This is a genomic window from Bacillus sp. FSL M7-0307 (assembly GCF_038627835.1).
GTDB classification, from domain to species: Bacteria; Bacillota; Bacilli; order Bacillales; family Bacillaceae; genus Bacillus; species Bacillus altitudinis.
The window spans coordinates 204,886-227,016 of sequence record NZ_CP152023.1 but is presented as its reverse complement, the minus strand read 5'-3'; the positions used below and the strand labels follow the sequence as shown (position 1 = coordinate 227,016).

The 22,131-nt window shown below is 41.1% G+C and carries 23 protein-coding genes and 1 pseudogene; 7 read left to right on the top strand and 17 right to left on the bottom strand.

The annotated features are described in order from the left end of the window. Nucleotides 1–56 precede the first annotated feature (56 nt). The 5 genes and pseudogenes from MHI41_RS01265 to MHI41_RS01245 all read left to right on the top strand — a co-directional run. A pseudogene (locus MHI41_RS01265) lies at nucleotides 57–548 on the top strand (thioredoxin domain-containing protein); the annotation flags it as partial. A gap of 84 nt (nucleotides 549–632) precedes the next feature. Then, nucleotides 633–2,120 carry a thioredoxin domain-containing protein gene (locus tag MHI41_RS01260; protein WP_336619539.1) on the top strand — a complete coding sequence of 496 codons (1,488 nt, stop codon included), beginning with the start codon at nucleotides 633–635 and terminating at the stop codon, nucleotides 2,118–2,120. Between the two features lie 152 nt (nucleotides 2,121–2,272). Next, nucleotides 2,273–3,043, top strand: coding sequence for a SurA N-terminal domain-containing protein (locus MHI41_RS01255; protein WP_281215607.1), 771 nt, complete (start codon nucleotides 2,273–2,275; stop codon nucleotides 3,041–3,043). A gap of 218 nt (nucleotides 3,044–3,261) precedes the next feature. Next, nucleotides 3,262–4,596 (top strand): glycerol-3-phosphate transporter, encoded by a 1,335-nt coding sequence (glpT, locus tag MHI41_RS01250; RefSeq protein WP_008343899.1) that lies wholly within the window; start codon nucleotides 3,262–3,264, stop codon nucleotides 4,594–4,596. Nucleotides 4,597–4,688: 92 nt separating this feature from the next. Then, nucleotides 4,689–5,570: a glycerophosphodiester phosphodiesterase gene (locus MHI41_RS01245; protein WP_057078670.1), complete on the top strand. Its 882-nt coding sequence runs from the start codon at nucleotides 4,689–4,691 to the stop codon at nucleotides 5,568–5,570. Between the two features lie 40 nt (nucleotides 5,571–5,610). Here MHI41_RS01245 and MHI41_RS01240 read toward each other — a convergent pair whose 3' ends face one another. The 12 genes from MHI41_RS01240 to MHI41_RS01185 form a co-directional block, all read right to left on the bottom strand. Then, entirely contained in the window at nucleotides 5,611–6,999 is a 1,389-nt protein-coding gene (locus tag MHI41_RS01240) for an amino acid permease (protein ID WP_057078671.1), read from the bottom strand. 219 nt (nucleotides 7,000–7,218) lie between these two features. Beyond that, entirely contained in the window at nucleotides 7,219–7,998 is a 780-nt protein-coding gene (locus MHI41_RS01235) for a DUF4097 family beta strand repeat-containing protein (protein ID WP_282834039.1), read from the bottom strand. 6 nt (nucleotides 7,999–8,004) lie between these two features. Further along, the gene (locus MHI41_RS01230) at nucleotides 8,005–8,676 is read right to left on the bottom strand and encodes a bacitracin ABC transporter permease (RefSeq protein ID WP_281215605.1); all 672 of its coding nucleotides are present in this window, start codon (nucleotides 8,674–8,676) and stop codon (nucleotides 8,005–8,007) included. A 28-nt stretch (nucleotides 8,677–8,704) separates the two neighbouring features. Further along, nucleotides 8,705–9,337, bottom strand: coding sequence for a TetR/AcrR family transcriptional regulator (locus MHI41_RS01225; RefSeq protein WP_342494453.1), 633 nt, complete (start codon nucleotides 9,335–9,337; stop codon nucleotides 8,705–8,707). 129 nt (nucleotides 9,338–9,466) lie between these two features. Next, nucleotides 9,467–10,357, bottom strand: a complete 891-nt coding sequence (locus MHI41_RS01220) for an AraC family transcriptional regulator (protein ID WP_282834038.1) — start codon at nucleotides 10,355–10,357, stop codon at nucleotides 9,467–9,469. Between the two features lie 105 nt (nucleotides 10,358–10,462). Beyond that, nucleotides 10,463–11,407, bottom strand: a complete 945-nt coding sequence (locus tag MHI41_RS01215; RefSeq protein WP_019744068.1) for an alpha/beta hydrolase — start codon at nucleotides 11,405–11,407, stop codon at nucleotides 10,463–10,465. Between the two features lie 55 nt (nucleotides 11,408–11,462). Beyond that, entirely contained in the window at nucleotides 11,463–11,762 is a 300-nt protein-coding gene (locus MHI41_RS01210) for a hypothetical protein (protein WP_017366494.1), read from the bottom strand. Further along, nucleotides 11,759–11,977 carry a helix-turn-helix transcriptional regulator gene (locus MHI41_RS01205; RefSeq protein ID WP_029575486.1) on the bottom strand — a complete coding sequence of 73 codons (219 nt, stop codon included), beginning with the start codon at nucleotides 11,975–11,977 and terminating at the stop codon, nucleotides 11,759–11,761. Before MHI41_RS01205 ends, MHI41_RS01210 begins: the two co-directional genes overlap by 4 nt. A gap of 184 nt (nucleotides 11,978–12,161) precedes the next feature. After that, nucleotides 12,162–12,767, bottom strand: a complete 606-nt coding sequence (locus MHI41_RS01200; protein WP_035390634.1) for an ABC-2 transporter permease — start codon at nucleotides 12,765–12,767, stop codon at nucleotides 12,162–12,164. After that, nucleotides 12,751–13,626 (bottom strand): ABC transporter ATP-binding protein, encoded by an 876-nt coding sequence (locus MHI41_RS01195; protein ID WP_282834037.1) that lies wholly within the window; start codon nucleotides 13,624–13,626, stop codon nucleotides 12,751–12,753. The genes MHI41_RS01200 and MHI41_RS01195 overlap by 17 nt, the downstream gene beginning before the upstream one ends. 5 nt (nucleotides 13,627–13,631) lie before the next feature. After that, nucleotides 13,632–14,003, bottom strand: a complete 372-nt coding sequence (locus MHI41_RS01190; protein ID WP_017366490.1) for a GntR family transcriptional regulator — start codon at nucleotides 14,001–14,003, stop codon at nucleotides 13,632–13,634. A 173-nt stretch (nucleotides 14,004–14,176) separates the two neighbouring features. Beyond that, the gene (locus MHI41_RS01185; protein ID WP_336619537.1) at nucleotides 14,177–15,304 is read right to left on the bottom strand and encodes a DUF418 domain-containing protein; all 1,128 of its coding nucleotides are present in this window, start codon (nucleotides 15,302–15,304) and stop codon (nucleotides 14,177–14,179) included. A 382-nt stretch (nucleotides 15,305–15,686) separates the two neighbouring features. Between MHI41_RS01185 and MHI41_RS01180 the strand changes: the two genes are divergently transcribed. Continuing rightward, nucleotides 15,687–16,556: an AMP-binding protein gene (locus MHI41_RS01180; protein WP_342494452.1), complete on the top strand. Its 870-nt coding sequence runs from the start codon at nucleotides 15,687–15,689 to the stop codon at nucleotides 16,554–16,556. Continuing rightward, a complete protein-coding gene (locus tag MHI41_RS01175; RefSeq protein WP_342494451.1) occupies nucleotides 16,456–18,690 on the top strand; it encodes a thioester reductase domain-containing protein in 2,235 nt (744 codons plus the stop codon). The genes MHI41_RS01180 and MHI41_RS01175 overlap by 101 nt, the downstream gene beginning before the upstream one ends. Before the next feature lie 119 nt (nucleotides 18,691–18,809). Here MHI41_RS01175 and MHI41_RS01170 read toward each other — a convergent pair whose 3' ends face one another. The 5 genes from MHI41_RS01170 to MHI41_RS01150 are packed head-to-tail and all read right to left on the bottom strand — an operon-like array spanning nucleotide 18,810 to nucleotide 22,120. Further along, nucleotides 18,810–19,007 (bottom strand): hypothetical protein, encoded by a 198-nt coding sequence (locus MHI41_RS01170; RefSeq protein WP_019744074.1) that lies wholly within the window; start codon nucleotides 19,005–19,007, stop codon nucleotides 18,810–18,812. Nucleotides 19,008–19,030: 23 nt separating this feature from the next. After that, entirely contained in the window at nucleotides 19,031–19,450 is a 420-nt protein-coding gene (locus MHI41_RS01165; protein WP_024719128.1) for a TlpA disulfide reductase family protein, read from the bottom strand. Then, nucleotides 19,450–19,965 carry a HEAT repeat domain-containing protein gene (locus tag MHI41_RS01160; protein WP_008343915.1) on the bottom strand — a complete coding sequence of 172 codons (516 nt, stop codon included), beginning with the start codon at nucleotides 19,963–19,965 and terminating at the stop codon, nucleotides 19,450–19,452. Before MHI41_RS01160 ends, MHI41_RS01165 begins: the two co-directional genes overlap by 1 nt. Nucleotides 19,966–19,983: 18 nt before the next feature. Continuing rightward, a complete protein-coding gene (gene skfF / locus MHI41_RS01155; protein ID WP_282834036.1) occupies nucleotides 19,984–21,405 on the bottom strand; it encodes a sporulation killing factor system integral membrane protein in 1,422 nt (473 codons plus the stop codon). Beyond that, a complete protein-coding gene (locus MHI41_RS01150) occupies nucleotides 21,398–22,120 on the bottom strand; it encodes an ABC transporter ATP-binding protein (protein ID WP_282834035.1) in 723 nt (240 codons plus the stop codon). Before MHI41_RS01150 ends, skfF begins: the two co-directional genes overlap by 8 nt. Nucleotides 22,121–22,131 lie beyond the last annotated feature (11 nt).

The window sequence follows — 22,131 nt, the reverse complement described above, 5'->3', positions numbered from 1 at the left end:
ATGATAAATTCCTTCCAAATGAGGGATCTTATAAAAAAGAAAAAAGCAGGTGACCCATGCCAAACAACCAAACACCCAACCCACTCATCACGGAAAAATCACCCTACCTCCTTCAACACGCCCACAACCCAGTTCACTGGTACCCGTGGGGGCAAGAAGCATTCGACAAAGCGAAACGTGAAAATAAACCGGTGCTTGTCAGCATCGGTTACGCCACTTGCCACTGGTGCCACGTCATGGCACACGAAAGCTTTGAAGATCACCAAGTCGCTGACATCCTAAACGAGCATTTCATTTCAATCAAGGTCGATCGTGAGGAGCGTCCAGACATTGACTCGATGTATATGTCCGTTTGTCAGATGATGTCGGGGCAAGGAGGCTGGCCGCTCAACGTGTTTGTCACGCCTGATCAAAAGCCTTTTTATGCGGGGACATACTTTCCAAAAAGAAGTGCTTACGGCCGTCCCGGCTTCATTGAAGCACTGACGCAATTGCTGGATGCGTATCACAACGATCGTGATCATATTGAATCATTGGCAGAAAAGGCAACAAATAATTTACGGATCAAGGCAGCAGGGCAGACAGAAAATACGCTCACTCAGGAGTCGATTCACAAAGCCTATTATCAGCTCATGAGCAGCTTTGATACGCTGTATGGCGGCTTCGGTTCTGCGCCTAAATTTCCTGCACCTCATATGCTCACGTTTCTCATGCGTTATTTTGAATGGACAGGGCAAGAAAATGCGTTATATGCCGTCACAAAAACATTAAATGGCATGGCAAACGGTGGTATTTATGATCATATTGGTTCTGGATTTACTCGATATTCAACCGATGAAAAATGGCTTGTGCCGCATTTCGAAAAGATGCTGTATGATAACGCCTTGCTGATAGATGCCTACACCGAAGCCTATCAAATCACTCAACACTCTGAGTACGAAAAGCTTGTTCAAGACCTCATTCAATTTATCAAACGAGACATGATGAATCGTGATGGCTCTTTTTATTCAGCAATCGATGCCGATTCGGAAGGAAAGGAAGGGCAATATTACGTTTGGACAAAAGAGGAGATCATGACTCATTTAGGTGATGACCTCGGCACTTTATTTTGTGCGGTCTACCACATCACAGAGGAAGGAAATTTTGAAGGACAGAACATCCCTCATAGCATTTCCACCTCATTTGATGACATCAAGGCAGCATATTCAATCGACGACCAAACCCTTTATTCTAAACTGCAATCCGCTCGACACATCTTACTCACTGTAAGACAGCAGCGACCTGCACCGCTGATCGATGACAAGGTACTCACATCGTGGAATGCGCTGATGATCTCCGCACTTGCCAAAGCAGGGAGTGTCTTTCATGAAGAAGAGGCTATCCGCATAGCAAAACAGGCAATGTCTTTTCTAGAAACACACCTCGTCCAGCAGGAACGGCTCATGGTCCGCTATAGGGAAGGGGACGTAAAGCATCTAGGCTTTATCGAGGATTATGCTCACATGCTAACAGCTTATATGTCTTTATACGAAGCGACCTTTGACCTAGATTGGCTGACAAAAGCCAGAGCCATTGCTGAAAATATATTTGAACTGTTTTGGGATGAGCAAATCGGGGGCTTTTTCTTCTCAGGCTCAGATGCAGAAGCGCTTATCGTTCGTGAAAAAGAAGTATACGACGGGGCCATGCCGTCTGGTAACAGCACTGCACTCCAACAGCTTCTGAAACTAAGCAGAATGATCGGACGTCAAGACTGGATCGAAACACTAGAGAAGATGTTCAGCGCCTTTTACGTAGATGTCTCTTCCTATCCAAGCGGACATACCGCCTTTTTACAAGGACTATTGAGCCAATATGCCGCAAAACGAGAAATCATTATTCTTGGGAAAAAGGGCGACCCGCAAAAAGAACAGCTTCTACAAGCATTGCAAAAACGATTCATGCCATTTGATCTCATTTTAACTGCCGAAACAGGGCAAGAATTAGCAAGGCTCGCACCTTTTGCAAAAGATTACAAAACGATCAACGACAGCACGACAGTCTATATTTGTGAGAACTACAGTTGCCGCCAGCCGATCACCAATCTCGACGAAGCGATGGAACAATTATTTCAAATTTGAGCTGTCATATGATGACTATGAGAAGACAAAATGAGGACAAACAGATAAAAAAAATGTCAATCCGCTAACAATTCGTCTGTACGGTTTTATTTTTCCTCTAAAACGGTTAGAATGCGCACTAGATGTTCTCATACCGAAGGGAGAGAAAATAATTGAAAAAAGTATCATATACACTCATTGCTTGTCTGTTATCAGTGGGGCTTGCAGCCTGCTCATCAAACGATGCGAAACAGGATAAGCAAAACGATTCAGCCAACAGCAAGGAAACAACACAGGCTGACCAAAAAGAGCAGCAAAAGCAAATGGAAGAGATGCAAAAGAAATTAGACGCACAAAAAATTGATGATCAAAAGGTCGTTGCGACCGTCAACAAAGATAAAATCACAGGCAGTGAATACAATAGCGCCCTATCGACCATTCAAGGTCAACTTCAGCAGTCAGGACAAGACCCAACATCTAAAGAAGGCGCAAAAGCTGTCAAGAAGCAAACCATTGATGCGCTAGTAGGTCAAGAGCTCATCCTGCAAGATGCTGAGAAGAAGGGCTATAAAGCCTCTGACAAACAAGTCGATAAACAGCTAAAAGAAGAAAAGGAACAATTTAAAGACAATGCTCAATTTGAAGAAGCACTCAAAAAGAGCGGACTGACAATGGATCAGCTGAAAAGTGATATTGCCGACAGCATCAAATACAGCCAATATGTCGACAAAGAAATTAAATCAGCCTCTGTGTCTGAAAAAGACGTCAAAGCTTACTATGACCAATACGCCGAACAAATGAAAAAACAAAAACAAAAAGCACCTGATTTCAAAGACGTCAAATCACAAATCAAGAAGCAGTTAGAATCTCAAGAAAAGCAAAAAGAAGTACAAAAAGAAATTGATCAACTAAAGAAATCTGCAAAAATTGATGTATCAATTTAACCACTATTAAAAATCCGCCATTGTGCGGATTTTTTTCATCACTTCATGAACTGTTTTTCCAAAATAATGACAAAAGCCTCATCATAAACATCTTCTCCATCCGATATGATGGGAGTACAAAAGAAAGCGTTATCAATTCTTTTGTCTCTGAAAAAGTACAAGATCAAAGACAGACCTCGTACTTTTGTTTCAGTCATATCTACAAGAGGAGGATGTTTATGTTCAAATGGTTTAAACCCGCTCCGCATATCGACAGGCTCGATGATGCCAAAACAGACGAAACCTATAAACGGCTGCGGCTGCAAGTCTTTTTGGGAATCTTTATCGGATATGCGGGCTACTATTTGCTGCGCAAAAATTTCGCATTTGCCATCCCTTATTTACAGGAAGAGGGGTTCACAAAAAGTGAATTAGGCTTTGTATTAGCGGCCGTTTCAATCGCCTATGGCTTTAGTAAATTCATTATGGGAATGATCTCAGACCGGTGTAACCCAAGATACTTTTTAGCCGCTGGACTCTTTCTATCAGCTCTTATCAATATTCTATTTGTCTCATTTCCATGGGTGACATCCAGTGTATGGATCATGTTTTTATTCATGTTCTTAAACGGCTGGTTTCAAGGAATGGGGTGGCCGCCATGCGGACGAACGATGGCACATTGGTTTTCGGTGAGTGAACGTGGAACGAAAATGTCCATTTGGAACGTCGCTCACAATATCGGCGGGGGGATTCTTGCACCGCTTATTACATTAGGAATTGTTTTGTTTGCGACGTGGAAAAGTATCTTTTTCTTCCCTGCCATCATTGCCATTATCGTCTCCTTCGTCATCATTCTTCTCGTACGGGACACCCCGCAATCCGCTGGTCTTCCGCCAATTGAAGAATACCGAAATGACTATCCGGCACAACAATATGAAGATCAAGAAAAAGAATTAACAGTAAAAGAGATTTTGTTTAAATATGTACTCAACAATAAATTCCTTTGGTATATCGCCATTGCCAACGTCTTTGTGTACTTTGTCCGTTACGGGGTCGTAGACTGGGCACCTACCTATTTAACAGAAGCAAAAGGATTCTCACCAGAGCATTCACGCTGGTCTTATTTCCTTTATGAATATGCAGGCATCCCTGGTACATTATTGTGCGGGTGGATTAGTGACCGCTTCTTTAGAAGCCGCCGCGCACCTGCTGGCGTCCTCTTTATGATTGGCGTGTTAATTGCGGTTCTTGTGTACTGGTTAAACCCTGCTGGCAATCCAATGGTTGATAACATTGCCCTCATCAGCATCGGGTTTTTAATTTACGGACCCGTCATGCTCATTGGACTGCAAGCCATTGATCTCGCTCCGAAAAAAGCCGCTGGCACTGCTGCCGGGCTGACAGGATTCTTTGGGTATATTGGTGGCTCTGCTTTTGCTAATGCCATGATGGGCGTCGTCGTCGATCACTATGACTGGACAGGAGGTTTCATTTTACTAGTTGGTTCTTGTATCCTTGCGATTGTGTTCCTCGCCATGACATGGAATACAGGAAAACGCGTAGAGCAAGCTTAATGAAAATCACATAAAAGATTCATCTCCGCCCAACATGCCCTTTACATCTATTTCTTATGATGGAGGCAGTTACCGTAAAAGGAGGATAAAATATGAAGAAAAGTAGATTACTTGCTTTCGTGTTACTCTCTTTTGCTTTACTGTCTTTTGGTTGGGTGCCGACCACCATATCGGCACATGAACATCTTTTATCTCCAGATCGCATTTTAACCGTTGCACACCGCGGAGCATCAGGGTATGCCCCAGAGCATACCCTGGCTTCCTACAAGCTCGCCACAAAGATGAATGCAGATTACCTCGAACTCGACCTTCAAATGACAAAGGATGGACACCTCATCGTCATGCACGATGAAACGGTTGACCGGACGACAAACGGAACAGGCTGGGTCAAAGACCTCACACTTGCCGAAATCAAACAGCTCGATGCCGGTGCATGGTTTAACGAAGCCAACCCCGACAAACAAAATACCCACTATATTGGACAGCAAGTCCTCACATTAGATGAGGTATTACGCTACTTCGGTAAACGAGAAAATTATTATATTGAAACCAAAAAACCAGACATCTATCCACAAATGGAAGAAAAGCTATTGGCCGTCTTAAAGAAACATCATCTTCTTGGAAAACATACGAGAAAAGGGCAGGTCATCATCCAATCTTTCAGCCAAGAAAGTCTATTAAAATTGCAGAAACTCGCCCCTCGGCTTCCAAAAGTACAGCTATTAGATAGAGCGCAAATGACGTCTATTACAGATGATCAGCTCGACTTCATCAAAACGTATGCAGTGGGGATCGGACCGAATTTTAGAGCATTGACACTTGAAAATGTACAGCAGGTCAGAAGCCATGGACTCCTCCTTCACCCATATACAGTCAATAGCGAGGCAGATATGACACGGCTTTTGCAGTACGGCGTCACCGGTCTTTTCACCAACTTTCCAGATGTCTTTCAGCGTGTCAAAGCTTCTCTGTAAACGACAAAAGCCTTGCGGGTCCACTCCGCAAGGCTTTTGATTATTTCACCGTTTGATCAGAAGAAGCTGTTTCAATCGGTTTTCGTTTACCAATTCCAAATACAAAAAAGCTAAGCGCCACTAAAATCAAGAACCCAATTGCTACAATAAGAGAAATTCGTGTATCCTGATTAATCAGCATAAACACAAGCACCATCAGCAAGAATCCGATTGTCAAATAGTTAGAAAATGGCGCAAGCGGCAGCTTAAACGGATGCTGATCAAGCGCTGCCCCCTTCGCTTTTCTGAAGCCAATATGACTAATCAAAATGACAAACCAAGGCACCATTCCAGGAAGGACACTTGCACTATACACATAAACGAAAATGTTTGGCGGAGAAACATAATTCAAGACCACCCCAACTGCTAAACCAATCAGCACAGCAAATGTCCCAAAATACGGTACACCATTCTTCGAAATTTTTGTGAAGAAAGCAGGTGCCTGTCCATTCACACCTAATGTATAAAGCATACGTCCCGCACTGAAGATTCCACTATTACAGCCGGACATCGCTGCTGTAATGACAACAAAGTTAATAATACCTGCTGCCGCCGTAATTCCAATTTTCGCAAACGTCGCCACAAAAGGACTACCGAGCGTATTCAGCTGATCCCACGGATACACCGTCACGATGACAAAGATCGCACCGATATAGAAAATCAAAATACGCCAGATGATGCTTTTGATGGCATTTGTCAGCGTCTTTTGCGGATTTTGCGCCTCACCTGCAGTAATCCCAATAAGCTCTACCCCTTGATAGGCAGCAATCACTAGAGACAATGCAAACAAGAAACCGGTAAATCCACCTGTAAAGAATCCGCCATGCGCCCAAAGGTTAGACAAACCAATCGCTGTTCCACCATTGCCAAACCCAAAGAAAATAATGCCTAAACCTGCAATGATCATTAAAATAATCGTCACAATCTTGATCATCGCAAACCAGAATTCAAACTCACCGAATGACTTAACCGAAATCAAGTTGGCCGCACCTAAAATGATCATGGCGATTAATCCGGGAATCCACGCCGGTAACTCCGGGAACCAATATTTCATATAAGCGCCTACGGCGATAATCTCAGACATTCCAACAATGACCCACTGGAACCAGTTACTCCAAGCTGTCATATACCCCGCAAGCGGATGAATATATTGATGCCCAAATGTAGCAAACGATCCCGTACTCGGTTCAAGATACAACATTTCTCCCATCGCACGCATAATAAAAAAGATAAAAATACCACACACTGCGTACGCTAGAAGAACCGATGGACCTGTCCATTGAATGGCTTTAGCTGACCCCATAAATAAGCCAACACCAATTGTGCCGCCAAGCGCGATCATTTGAATATGACGAGCACTTAACCCTCTCTTTAATTCCTTTTGAGCCACTTCTATTCCCCCTCATCAACAAACAACATAAAAAATAAAAAATCAGAATTTTCATTCTGATTCAAAATCTTCAATCTTTCGATGTATATTATCATAATAAATCTACCCTTAAAAAACAATTGTTTTTTTGAGGAAAACAATATTAGCAAAATATTCTGACATAAGAAGATATTCAAATTATTTTATATTGATATATCGAATTAGAGGATCAACATCGCTTCAATGACCATCACTTAATAGAAAAGAACCGCCCCTTATATCCACCTCAAAGCTTTTCCCTCCATTTTTATAAATCATTTTCTCCTGATCATCAATACATGGAAAGTCAATGTGAAAAGTACCTGATCTTTTCTTCACATAACAAATAAATCCATCATTTTCCGGAATCGCCACTTTGACAGATGATCCAGTTGACGTCGATTTGAGCGAATGTAGCATGGCCTTTGAATGTATCTGTACCCTTCTGCCTATTAAATTCAGATCAATATCTGAAAAAGCACCTACCATCTCCACTTTTGACGAAGTGCTACGCAGCCTCAATGTTTGCGTGTTGAGCTGTTGACTAGAGATAAGTCCACCCACTGTGTGCAAGCGCAGATGCTTGATTTCTCCCGTAAACATGGACTTTCCAGAAATCAATTGGCATTCAGCCTCCTTCACCTTCAGTCCATCCAAGAATAGATTTGCTCCTTTACAATGAATAGACAAGGACTGTAACTGTGCCTGAGGGAGATAAATCTCCAAATTCGTTTGATGAAGATGAAGCCCTAAGCTGATCGCTCGTTTTCTTTTATCTTGAATGACTAGCCTGCCTTCCTGCACTTGATGATGCAGTAAATACCGATGGGGAAAAACGTGATTGGTGGTCTGCTTCATCAATACATAAGGATGTTCATGGTGATAAAGGCGAACATCTCCCACCAGCCAGTTTAACGAAAGTTCCGTTATTGCTTCTTCAATTTGAACCGTATGCTTCACATGCCTCCAACCTTTTCCCATCATGAATTACCTCGTTTGCAGCCGGCCGATGCGGCTCCATAATTCCAAGATCACAATGAGAATTGCCGAGATCATCACTCCTGACAGGACGAGGTTCAATTGATCATTTCCATAAATAGCCAGCGATATATTTCCTAAAACAGCACATAAAACAATTGCAGTCAGGACGGTCATCAAAACAGATTTCTTCCTCAACCCGATTCTCATCGCCATCAAACCAATCGCTTGAACACAAACAATCAACATAAAGAATGTTTTCATCAATTGAAACAGAGCACCTGCCGTCAGCGTATCATGAACAATAGGGAAGAACATTTCAGACACACTAAACACAACAAATGAAGGAATGATGCTGCACATCATCGCAAACGTTGAAAGGCACACCATCCATATCATATGAGAAAGGAATCTCACTGAATTGGATGTGCGTTCCTGATCAACAGTCTTGCCTACACGCCAATACAGCATAGCTGTGATGATAGAAAAAAAGATCATCCATACTGTACTCGTTAACAAATAAATATTCGTATATTGCTGAAAACCCGGTTCGCGTTCAATTTTTGCAGCAAACGCAATAAAATAGATGAATACTAGCAGCACAATACTCGCGATAAAACTAGCTTGAATATACTGCTTCATGTGGCCTTTTCTTAGCTCAACCTTCATAAAATGAATCATACGTCATCCTCCTATTAGTTGGCATTCTTTATCTTTCGGGCAGATCATACCCGCTAATTTCAGCATAGTGCGCTGTCACCTTTTGAATAAATAGATCACTCACAATATCCACGCCAAGACCCTTCATCATCTGCTTTAAAAAACACAAACGCTGGACAGTTTCTTCATGATTGCGTACAAACAATGTGGGATTCAACCATATATTCACAAGAAGCAAAAATACTTCTGCCACTTCACCAGGAAACGCAGTTTCCATCGAACCATCCTCAATCCCTTCAATGATTAACTGTTTGATTCTCAAAGCATCCTGATTGACACCTGTCTTCATGCCTTCAATCACAAATTGCGGATTTTTCATCTGATCAACCAAGATCCCATCAATCGAATGAGACTGAGGGTCTGCCACAAGCTGCTCCAGGATAAGCTGCAGCTTCTCTTTCGCATGAGCTGCCTCCGTATGCTCAATTAACTCCTCAAGCTTCTCGGTTGCATAACGAAACTGCCGATCCATCACGCCGCGTAATATTTCATCCTTCGATTTAAAATGATGATAAATAGCCCCTTTAGACATATTCAATTCATGGATAATATCTTGCAAACTTGTCTTTTCAAATCCCTTTTCCTGAAACAACTTTGTCGACACGTCCAAAATTTGCTGCATCGTCTTTTCTGGATACTTATTTCGCGCCAGTTCAAACGCCCCCTTTTACATACCGACCGTCGGTATGTTTATTTATATTTTTCATTATAAACGGTTCATGCAGATTTGTATACAACAAAAAAAGACCGCTCACACGGTCTCCTCAAGCTCAAAATGCAAATTCATCGGCACATCTGGCAGAGCCGAAGACTCCGCCATATTTGTCGTAGGTGTTTTCTCATTCACTTCCTCAAATCGAAAACCGTCAGCCCAGACTGTTCCATGACCGCTGAGCAGCACTCCAAAATGAATGGATTCACTGCGCGTAGGAACATCTAATACGATCGCATATTGATTCCATTCCGTAGAATCTGTCACAGGTCGATTCTGCATATTATCAAACTGCACCGTATCACCCTTTCCGTCATCTACCCGCATCCAAATTCCTGCTGAAGATACATTCTCTGTTTTCAAGAAAGCAGAGAGCTTCAACCGCTTGCCTGTATACTCTTTTGCTTGAAACCCTTGCATCATCGTCGCAAACTGTCCATCTTGTACGCCTTCTTTAGATGATAAAACACCTGATTGCTTTCCCGTATGAAATTCTGCTGTATCAACACCCATCTCATACATATGCGGATGTGAACCACTCAAACCCCAGCCAGGTACTGCTTCATGTAATGTCATCGAATCTTCCTCCTTTTTCATTTGCATGTCTCTCATCATGGACCTGTACATTCCGGGAGGTAAGGAATACAAATGCTTAAAAGCACGCGTAAAGGCTTCCTGCGATTGGAATTGTAACGAAAAAGCGATGTCTAAAATCCCCTGATCCGTATACAAAAGAAGCTGTGCAGCCGTAGCTAATCTTCGTTTCCGCACATATTCCCCCATCGACAGCCCGGTTTCTCGTTTAAACACACGCAGCAAATGAAAATGTGAATATCCTACTTTCTCAGGCACCTGTCTCAGCGACAGCTCATCCATCAAATGCGACTCCAAATAAGAAATCACCTCTTGCGTCACCCGACTATACATCATCTCCCTCACCTCTTCTTGATCATAAAACAAATCAGTTCACTCGTTTTGATCAAAATTGCGATGTTTCATCTGTTCAACTCAAACAGAAGCAGAGGGGGAAGAACGCTAACGTGAGCGCTCGTTGTTCGATAGAAACTCCCTCACATCATCTGCGATTTCTTTTGATTTCGTATGATGCAAATAATGGCCGCCTTTGAAAGTAACGACTTTTCCGTGGTCTACATTTTTCAGCAGCTCTTCATGCATTGGTTTCCAGCTTGGTGTTTCTTCCTCCGTTTGATCCGCTAGGTAGAAAACAACAGGGAGACGCTTAGGAAAATGTAAACGCTCTGCATTTTTAAAGTTATTTGTGAAATTTTCCGCCTCACTCGCTTGGCTTTCATTCAAGAAATTTCGGAAGGTCAGCATTTTGATTTGATCTTTCGTTTGTTGATCCACGTTAGGCATCACCAGTTGATCTGGATTCACTTTCAATAACAATCTGTAAAAGCCAGATTGATTGAGCAGCTGCAAGCTAGAAACCGGCAATTCATCCGTTTCCTGTTTAGGAACACTCGTATCAATGCCGACAAAGGCTTGGACTTCTTTTTCGTATTGATTCACATATTCTAATCCATAAATGCCAGAAATCGAATGACCCATCAGCGTATATTTTTTAATGTTAAGTTTCTGCAAACATTCATGAATCTCATCCACAATGTTTTGACTTGTCCTTACTTTATCTGTGTCGTCACTTAAACCATAACCAAACGGTTCAATCACAACGACTCTATAATATGGCGATAACTCCTTGACTAACGGTTTAAAATCAAGCACGGGTGAAGCAGTTCCATAGCCTGGGAGAAGGACAATCGTTTCTTTCCCATCGCCTTGAATGAGCACATTCATCTGCTTCCCATCCACCAAGACCTTTTGCCCATAAGCTTCTATTTTCCCCTGTTCTCTTTCCTTACTAATTAGATTAACAACATAAACACTTGCTACAAATACAACCAAGACAGTCAGAATGGTACATAGAGCAATCAGCATTATTTTCAGTAATTTTTTCAATATTTTTTCTTCCCTTCATGATGAAGTACCCTAGCTTGCATCCGCAGATGAAAGATTAGTATTTTCTTTCACAATAGATAATGCCAATTGTATTTGCGCAAACACTTGATACATACATAAACGTAATCGCTATATAAAACCATTCTGTTGGAGATGATAATTCATGAACAAAAGCTTGAATGACAGCAACCAATATATAGGCTAATGCCACACCTACAATTGAAAAACTTCCGGCTTTCGCTAAAATAAATTGGCCCCGTTCATCCTGTTTATATTCACGGCTTTTCTTAAATTGAAAGACCGTACTTAAGATAGAAAGGATAATCAGAGAATAAAGTATGATCGTTGTCATCATCGCTGTTGTTCCTCCTTGTCGACCTCTTGAAAAACGTCATATAAATCAACTTCAAATGTTCTCGCAATTTGAAATGCTAGTTTTAAAGACAAAGAATATTTACCATTTTCAATCGCTGCCACAGTTTGACGAGTCACACCTAACTTCTCTGCCAAATTCTTTTGTGTCCAGTCTTTTTCTGCCCGTAATACTTTCATTCTATTTTTAATCTCCATTTCAAATTCCTTTCTTAAAGGATGTTTTATTTAACATAATGTTAAAAATAATTAACATTATGTTAAATAACAATAACCTGTTTTCTGCTGGATGTCAATTTCACCGGATGCAAAAAAGAATCATCCATTTTGAAAGGCCTACCTCAAAATGAATGATTCTCTATAAATGATGTGATCATCTGATTTAAAACACTTTCCTCTGGTAAATCGCAGTAGAAAGTCCCCAAGACAGCAAGTAGATGAGCATAATCAGTACAGTTGACCCCGTATATACAATAGGGATCGATAAATTCATGATAAAATCAGTGATCCCACTGAATTGCTCTGCTAAATAGAAAACAACAGGCGGTCCCATAGCAGATAATACGATAAAGCCAATGATCACTGCCGTTGTGATATAGCCAGGCTTTAAGATATAAAACAATGGAAACGTACATGCTGCGAACAATAAAAACAACCCGCTGCCAATCGCAATATCTGACAGCGAAAACAGCTTCCCAAACACAAATAATGCAGCACTTGTCAGCACGATCGCAATACTCATATAGAAAATGGCGCCAAGATAACGTGATGCGATAATTTCTTTACGTGTATAGGGCAAGGAATTTAATAGAATATTCGTTTCTGCCTTCTCATCATAAGCATATGTGTTAAATGGAATGAAGACACTAGCGACTAGAAACGTTAATACTGGATGGACATCCATGAAAATGAAAAATAAGATAAACGGAATAAAAATAAGTAACTGCTTCTTTTGCAAAATCACATCACGCTTAATTAAATGAAACATGCGCAACCCCGCCTTTCAAATAAAACATGATATCCTCAAGCGACGCCGGTTCAATCACAACAGCATCCCCAAAAATAAGTTTCACCTCATCAATCCGATCTGTTAATGCTTCAAATCCGGCTGCCGTACGCTGAATATGGATAAACGCCTTTTCTGTGTCTCGATCCAGCAAATCCAGGCTCCCCTTCACCAGCGCATAATTCTCCGCCACCTCATGAATCGACTGTTGAAAGACCAATCTTCCATTTTGTATAAACGCAATATAATCCGCGATGCGATCTAAATCAGTCGTCATATGCGTTGAGAAAAAAATCGTTCGGTTTCCATCAATCATCAATTCTTGTAACGTGCCGAGCAGCTCTCTTCTAAAGACCGGATCTAGCCCAGCAGTTGGTTCATCCATAATAATCAGCTCGGCATGATGCGACAGCGCAATCGCAAGCGATGCCTTCATCTGCATCCCTTTTGAAAATGTTTTAATCGCTTTATGAAGCGGCAAGCCAAACTGTTCAATATATTGATAAAATAGCCTATCATCCCAGCGTTTATAGGCAGGTGCGACAATACGTTTGATGTCCTTTAAATTCAGCCCCGGAAAAAACACATTGGCATCGTAAACAAACCCGATTCGTTCCTTTATTTCTTTTTCATGCGTGTGATAATCTAATCCAAAAATCTTGACCTCACCCGCATCCGGCCTTAATAGATTCATGATCATTTTGATGGTGGTTGACTTACCGGCACCATTTTCCCCAATAAACCCTGTGACAAAGCCTTTCTTCACTTGTAAGTTCAGATCCTGAACGGCAAAGTCCTTGAAACGTTTTGACACGTCTTTGAATTCAATCACATGTTCCACCTATCTCACTCCTCATATAAGAACTTTAATAACTGCTGCAATTCATCGAAAGATAAGCCTAATTCCTTGCCGTTTGTAACAACCGCTCCAAGCTGTTCCTCAATCACCTTCAATTTTTTCTCTCTCATGACCTCTAGGTTTTGCTCGGCAACAAATGACCCCTTACCGACAATCGAATAAATAAATCCTGCCTTCTCTAACTCTTCATATGCACGTTTTGTTGTGATGACGCTGATTTGTAAATCCTTCGCCAGCTTTCGGATAGACGGCAGGGCTGCACCTTCTGCAAGCTCCCCCGTTAAGATCAACGATTTGATTTGCGTCGTAATCTGCTCATAGATAGGCTCCTTAGAATGGTTAGAAATCGTAATTTGCATATAAAAACCTCTTTTTTCTGTACTGGTATTCGCAATGAAATATTGTATATACACTATATATACATTATATACACACTGAAAAAATATTCAACTCCTTTTATGAACTTTTTTGAATGCGATCCAACTAAAAAACCGCACAGCTCTTCAGCCATGCGGTTCCTCAACAAATCAATTTATCTCCAATATACCCATTTTCCCATAAGCCATTCCACAGGCCCTCTTCTCCATTTTTTCAAATAGAGATAGCTGATGAAGAGCTGTGCTGTGTAAAGTCCGACAGCAAGCAGCAATCCAAACATTGAGCCCATTTGTCCAAATAAACCAAGTCCGTAAGAATAGAAAATCGTTGTACAAATAATAGATTGAGCCAAATAGTTTGATAAAGACAATCGGCCCAGTCCTGCAAGCAGACGTTTCAACCCTTGTGCAGCCTTTGAATAGTAAAAGACAATAAAAGCTTGAATATAACCGATCGTCAGGACATAGGCTCCTAACGTCAACACCATTTCACTCCAAGGAGCATCACTGAACGTTGCACATTTTAAAGCGAGCCCGATGATAATCATCCAAACCCAGCCTTTACGATACGCCATCCCTCGATCTTCTTCTGTCAGATGACCTTTTTTCCCGATCGCCATGCCAAGCAGTGCAAATGGCCCCACCATGATCGTACCGAATAGAAAACCCAAGATCGGCATCATCGTAATGGTCACGATCGCCATAATAATGGTCACAATCATCATATCGTCTTCAATCGTCACCCGGCTCAATAAAATATCACCGTATGCACCCTTCGCATACACATCAGTTAATAAATCATCATTTCCATACACAAAGGTCATCAGATATGGTAAAACCACTAATGACAAAGCACCTAACACACCTGACCAAATCAGCATTGTTTTGATCCGGCTGCTTAAAAACATCATCAAGAAAAACGTACATGCTCCATAATATAAGAGAATATCACCATTCCAAATGAATATGTAATGCAACATCCCAAGCACAATAAGACCAAAGCCGCGGCGAACGACGATGGCATTCGTATTCAGCCCCTTGGCCTTTGTAGATTCAATCAGTTTGATAAAAGAATACCCAAACAAAAAGGAGAAAATCGGATAAAATGACCCCTGGAACAAGATCTCCGTCACATATACCCCAAACTCCTGTCCCCATATGCTCGGATCAAACATCTTCTCAAAATCATAATCATATTGAAAATTAAGCATATTCACAATCAAAATACCTAATAAACTAAAACCACGTAAACTATCAATAAACTCAACCCTAGATTCCTTCAACACGACAGCTCCTTAAACATATAACAAATTTAAGATATACCTATATATTTTACCAAATTCTTTTGAAATACGTATATATATTTCCCTAAAAAAGTGATCTGTCATCCCATCAGTGAATCCAACCTATCTTATGATTCAATTTCCCCCTATTTTCACCTCATCTTGATCAACAAAACGCTCATTCAAGGAAAAATCCGGGGGTCCCTGACATTTTATCTCTAAATAGCACAATATATCTTCATATTATTTCAATTATTATATAAATTTTACATTTTATTGTGAATATACCCTTCATTGACATTGAATATTTCTTCATATACACTTTGGGTGGATTTAGGAATAACATTCCTAATCTATCAAATTCTAGAGGGGGAATATCATCATGAATGATCAAAATTTATCTGATATCGTTAGACACCACGCCACTCGCACACCGCATCATACAGCTTTAGCGTGCCACCATCGTAACATCACATATGCTGAACTTGAGAAACAAAGTAACCAGTATGCCAATTATCTTATCAAAATGGGCGTAACGAAAGCTTCTCATATCGGTCTAGCCTTAGAAAGATCACCACAATTGATTGTCTCTATTCTGGCTATCACCAAAATAGGCGCCGTTTATGTGCCTATAGATATAAATTACCCCAGTGAACGTATTCAATTTATGATTGAAGATGCCGAACTATCCTTTTTACTCACAACATCACATGTCACTCCAAGCCTGACCCCCTTGCCTATTCCTACTATCTACTTAGATAAAGAAAAACATCTCATCCTTACACAATCAACGTCAAACCCGTCCTTTGATGTCAAATCTTCTAATGCTGCATACATCATGTATACCTCTGGCACAACAGGAAAACCAAAAGGTGTTGTCATTACACAGAGATGTATTATGCACCTAACGCATAACCCTTCCTTTCTGTCCATTGATTCTTCTGATACGTTGGCTTTACTATCTACTATCTCTTTTGATTCCTCTACATTTGAAATATGGTCCGCATTATTAAATGGAGCGACACTCGCTATTCCTCCTTCTGGAAAACTGACTCCTGAACTCGTCAGTCAAACCATTAAAAATTATGATGTATCCATTCTTTTTTTAACTACTGGATTGTTCAACTTGATGATGGAGTCACACCTAAACGATGTCAAATCGCTTAAATACATCGTATCTGGTGGAGATGTCATGTCTCCCTCAAATCGTTCAACAAGCATTAAAAGAGCTCCCAAATACGACCATCATTAATGGCTATGGCCCGACAGAAAATACAATTTTCACAACAACTTTTCAACTGCCAAACACATGGGATGAGCTAGTCAGTATACCGATTGGCAGACCTGTAGCAGGAACCGTCATTGACATCACAAATGAACAAGGTGAATCTGTCTCTCAAGGACAAATAGGGGAACTCATCACTTCAGGAGATGGACTAGCATTAGGCTACTGGCGAAGGGAAAACCTGACAAAGGAACGTTTCATTAAACGGGATGGAAGAACCTATTACAAAACAGGGGATCTAGTTCGACAACAACCTGATGGTCTTATTGAATATATTGGTAGAAAGGATGACCAAGTCAAAATTAGAGGCTTTCGTATTGAGCTTAGCGAGATTGAACATGTGCTGATCCAGCACCCAAGCGTTAAATCTTGTTTGGTGACAGCCACAGAGGTTACACCTGGGGATAAACGCATCATTGCATACATCATTCCGTCCAACAAAAAGACATGGGATCTATATACCATTCAAACTTATGCAAAGAAAACATTCCCTGATTTCATGCGCCCTGCACATTATGTTCTATTGACAAACTTCCCTACGACCACAAATGGAAAAGTCGATCGAAAAGCACTACCAAGACATCATTTCGACAGACCCAAACTGCAAACTGAATATGTCGCACCAACCAATCAAACCGAAGAAGCACTCTGTGAAATATGGACAGACCTATTAAAGGTAGAGCCCATTGGCACAAACGATCACTTCTTCGACTTAGGAGGAAACTCCATCCTTGCCGCCAAAACCTTAATGCGTATGCAGGAAACATTACACGTTGAACTACCTGCCAGCACCCTTTATGAACATCCTACGATTCAACAAGTTCATCGTATGCTACAAAATCAAACACCTGAGCCGAAACAACAGCTCACATCAGAGGGATTTTTAGATGAAAAGATTCAGCCAAAGCACCTATTCGATTCTAAATCCTTTAAGCAGAATGCCGTGTTATTAACAGGAGCAACCGGCTTTCTAGGCGCTTATCTCATTAAAGAGCTTGTTCGAATGAATCCCTCCATCCAAATCTATTGTGTGATCAGAGCAAGAGACAAACAGCACGCAAGACAGAGAATACAAGTAAATATGGAGAAATATCACCTATGGGACGAACATTATCTGAAACAATTAAAACCGATTGTAGGTTACTTGGACAAGCCTCAACTAGGGCTCTCAACAGAGGAATTTCAACAACTCGCCCAAACCATTGATGCCATCTATCATAATGGAGCAAAAGTCAATTACGTTCAGCCCTATCACATGCACAAGGATACAAATGTCACCGGCACAGAAAATATCATCAAACTCGCCTGCACAGAACAGGTAAAGCCTGTTCATTTCTTATCGACCATTGCCATATTCGGACCTGCCGGGTATCTAGATGGCACGACCGTTCTTTTTGAAGATACATCCATCGATGCTTATCTTCCTATTGTAGAAAAGGACATTGGGTACTCTCAAAGTAAATGGGTGGCAGAAAAAATCATGTGGGAAGCAAAAAAACGTGGCGTGCCGATCACAGTCCTTCGCCCCGGCTTCATCATGGGCGACAGTCAAACAGGCGTTCATAATACAGAGGATTACATGGCGAGACTAATCAAAGGATGCATCCAATTAAAGGCTTACGGTGAGCTACCGAATCAACGAAAAGAATTCGTACCCGTCGACTTTGTTTCAAAAGCCATTACAACCATATGCAAGGATCCAGCCAACTTCGGCAAAGCCTATCACCTCGTTCCACCTCAAGAAGAAAGCATGGAATTAAGTGAGTTTTTCCAAAAAATAATAGAAGAAATAGGCTATCCATTAGAAAAGAAAGCATATAACGCTTGGGTAGAAGCTCTCATTCAAGCAAGCGATCAAAACGCAGACAACGCCCTTACGCCATTTCTTCCAATGCTCACTGAAAAGGTAGAACAAGACAAAACAGTCTGGGAACTATACGAAAACATGGCGCACTTTGACTCAACAAATACTCAAACGGTTCTCCAAGCACATGGAATGACCTATCCCCCTATGGATGATCATTTAATCAAACGCTATTTCAAATACATGGAGGACATTGGATTTTTAAAATTTGATTCAAACACTGCTCTGAGAATATAAAAGCATTCCCTTGTTTTTAAACTCAATACAGGAAGTAATAAAAGGTTGGATTCAACATCCAACCTTTTATTACTTACCTTTCATCAACTGTACATTTCTAGATCACCTCGGTAGAAAACTTATGCCTTATGATCTTTTTCTTCTTTAAAAAGCACACGCTTCACATAAAACAAAATCCCCAATCCAAACAAAATCAACGGCAACTCCCAGTCTGCAGAAACCGGCAGCCATGTCAACATCATGAGAATCAGCAAAACAGCTCCCACACCTGCATAAAAGACCACCGTTTTTTTTAATTCTTGGTTTGATTGAAACAAAACGCTCTCCTCCATAACTCTAATTATGATCGTTTTTCTAGTTTTTTTAATATCTTTTCCCAGCCGGTATCTCCCATTTTCCGATCAATTAATTGTCCCTCTTTATCTATGAGGCAAAAACTTGGCAATCCTTGAATTTTATATTTTGTGACAATCTCATAATCTTGATCCAACACAATGGGAGCAATGAGATTCTTTTCCTCCGCATATTTCGAAACAACCTCTATCGATTTTTCTTCTTCCGTATATGGAACATGGACACAGGTTAAATGGATACTCAACTGATCCACAATATGTAGAATGTGGTCGGTTAATTCTTCACAATGCGGACAGTTAACTGACCAAAAATAAAGAAGCTGAGTATGCTCTTCAGGTAAACACCGCTGATGTGAAGAATGAATCCAAGGAAGGTGCTCAGGCCATTTAAGTATTTGCGTTTCCACTACTCATCCCCCTTTTCTTTTAATTGAAAAGCGATGATTTTTCCTAGTGCCTCTTCTGCGGCAAAAGGGGCCACATTTCCTGATGGATTCTCTTGTTCCTGTTTTAGGCACTCGTACATATTTTTTTCGATTTTTGATGGGTCAATCCAAGAGATGCACCACGATGCCCAAAAACAAGTAGGACCCTCATAACGCTTTGCCAAAGACAGAAGAAATGGCAAACTAGGCTGACCAATTCTCATGAGTGAGATCGCCGCCGCCATTCTTGTCTCCTCTTCTTCACTTTCTAACAGTTTAGCAAGAGCTTCTGCTGCATCCCCTGCATCTGCTCCAAATTCACCAAGAACCGCTGCTGCAATATTCCGCAAAGAACCCTCTTCTTTTAAGGCTTCAACAAGCACTGGCACTGCCTCTTTTCCTGATTTCCTTAATTCCCCCATGGCTTGAACGATTGTTACTTCATTCGTATTGACTAAACGTTGAACCGATTGGGATAGCTTATCTTCTGGTTTCATGACAATCAACTCCTCTTTTTAATGAGTCCCACGGCATCGATAACAAATCACATAACATACACATCCAGCAAATACACATGTCATCGTTGTAAACCAGCCCTCAGTGAACAGATGAATCCCAATGATGACCGCAGCACTTATGACAGATCCGATGAGCAATGATCGATAATAGATGCCCAAAGAAAGACTCGCTTCTCGTCTCAAAGGCTGCGTAAAGGCAAAGAGCCGTATGGTCAAAAACCAAATATAAACCCCTACCCCATAAATGGCCCAATACAATACATCATGAATCTCTAACAAGATAAGAGAAATCAAGTAGACACCATACAACCAAAAGGTTTGACACACTTCCAATAGAAGAATTTTTTGATATAAAGCACCCGGAAAAAGATACAGCAATCCCGTTTGCCCGTGTCTTACAATCCCCGCGTAATATGAACTGAGCAGGACAGATGCACCAATGACCAGAAAGAATAGAGTCAACCAATCTGAAAAATAAGAACTGACGACATAATAAGTACCGATCAACAGCATGGTAGATAACAGATGGAAGGTAGCATACTTTTTGATCATCAATATTTCTAGCCAAAGGAAAGCCCAGATGCCCGTTAATGTTGAAAGCCCCCACCACGTCTTGCTTTTCTTTGGACTTATTGGATTTGCATGAACCTGTTTCCCCTCAAATTCCTCCCAAAATGCCGCCTCTTTGACTAACGACTCCATCATCTCTATACGATGACTCGACCTGTACATCATCATGAAAGATAAAATCATCATTCCAAGTAATATCAATACAGAAATGAATGAAAACTCCACTATCATGCGTCCGACTTGATACATAAAAGAAGCAGATATCTCCATCATTGACGACTGTTTCAATATCAATTGATTCATAATAAGCAATGAAAGACAACCAAACATCAGTATAAAACCAATGAAGAGCACTCGCTTATATACTTGAATGGTTCTTGCACAAGATACCGCAATCATCCATGTTTCGATCATACATAACAGCGCTGTTAACAGGAGTGATTTACCAAGTAGAAAAAAGTACTGCTTCGTTAAACAAAGAAGGAGGATATCAGCCATCACAGCAGAAACAATGAGAAGAGCACATCGCCAAAAAATGTGATATACCCATACACTCATCACAACCGTCCATAAGGAAGCACCACTTCCATACAACCACATGATATCGTTCATCTGACTAGGCAATCGATTCGAAAACAAACCAAAGCCAGTATAAAGAACAAATAAAACGACAATGAACCATCCAGCTGTACTCGCATTCCAATCGCCCATACTTGAGACTGCGCTCAGCTGAAAACCAATGGCAGCAATCATAAGCAGCAAGATCAAAAAGGGCATTTTCTTTTCTTGATTTTTACTGATCAAGCGCCTTTGGGATTTCATCCATAAAAGGGAAAGCGTGTTATTCACTAGACCACTCCCCTAGAAGTTGAATGACTTCTGCCCGCCACTTCATTTGTTCTTCCTGCCGCTTAGGAACAGCGATACTTTTCATGATGGCACCGTCTCGAATCAATATCACCCTACTAGCCGTATCAAGAACAAACTCTAGACTATGAGTGGACACAAGAACCGAACCACCTTGAAGGCTCTTCTGTATCAGCCAATCTGACAGCCATTGTTTTGAAGGAATGTCTAACCCAACAGTCGGCTCATCTAAAATAAAAAGGGAGGCATCTTGCACAATGGCCCCTGCTAAGACGACACGCTGTTTTTGACCTCTTGAAAGCCTTCCGCACAATTCGTTCATCTTCATTTCGATATGTACTTCTTTCAACGCCTCAAATACCTTTTCTTTGATCTGTTTTAAACCTTTATGATAGCCTCTTGCACGGAATTGAACATGTTCAGCAACCGTTAAATCTGGGTACAAATATGGCTGATCTGGAATAAGAGCTACTTGTTTTTGGACATGGGAATGACCAGGAGGAAATCCCTCTATGAGTATTTCCCCTTGATCAGGTTGATAGAGACCTGTTAAACATCGAATGGTTGTCGTCTTCCCCGCACCATTAGGCCCAAGCAGCGCCACAACCTCCCCTGCTTCAACGGAAAATGAAAGATCCTCTATCCCATCACCATTGCTATATCGTTTGCTTACATTCTGAACCTCCATGAATGGCATCAAATCTCTCC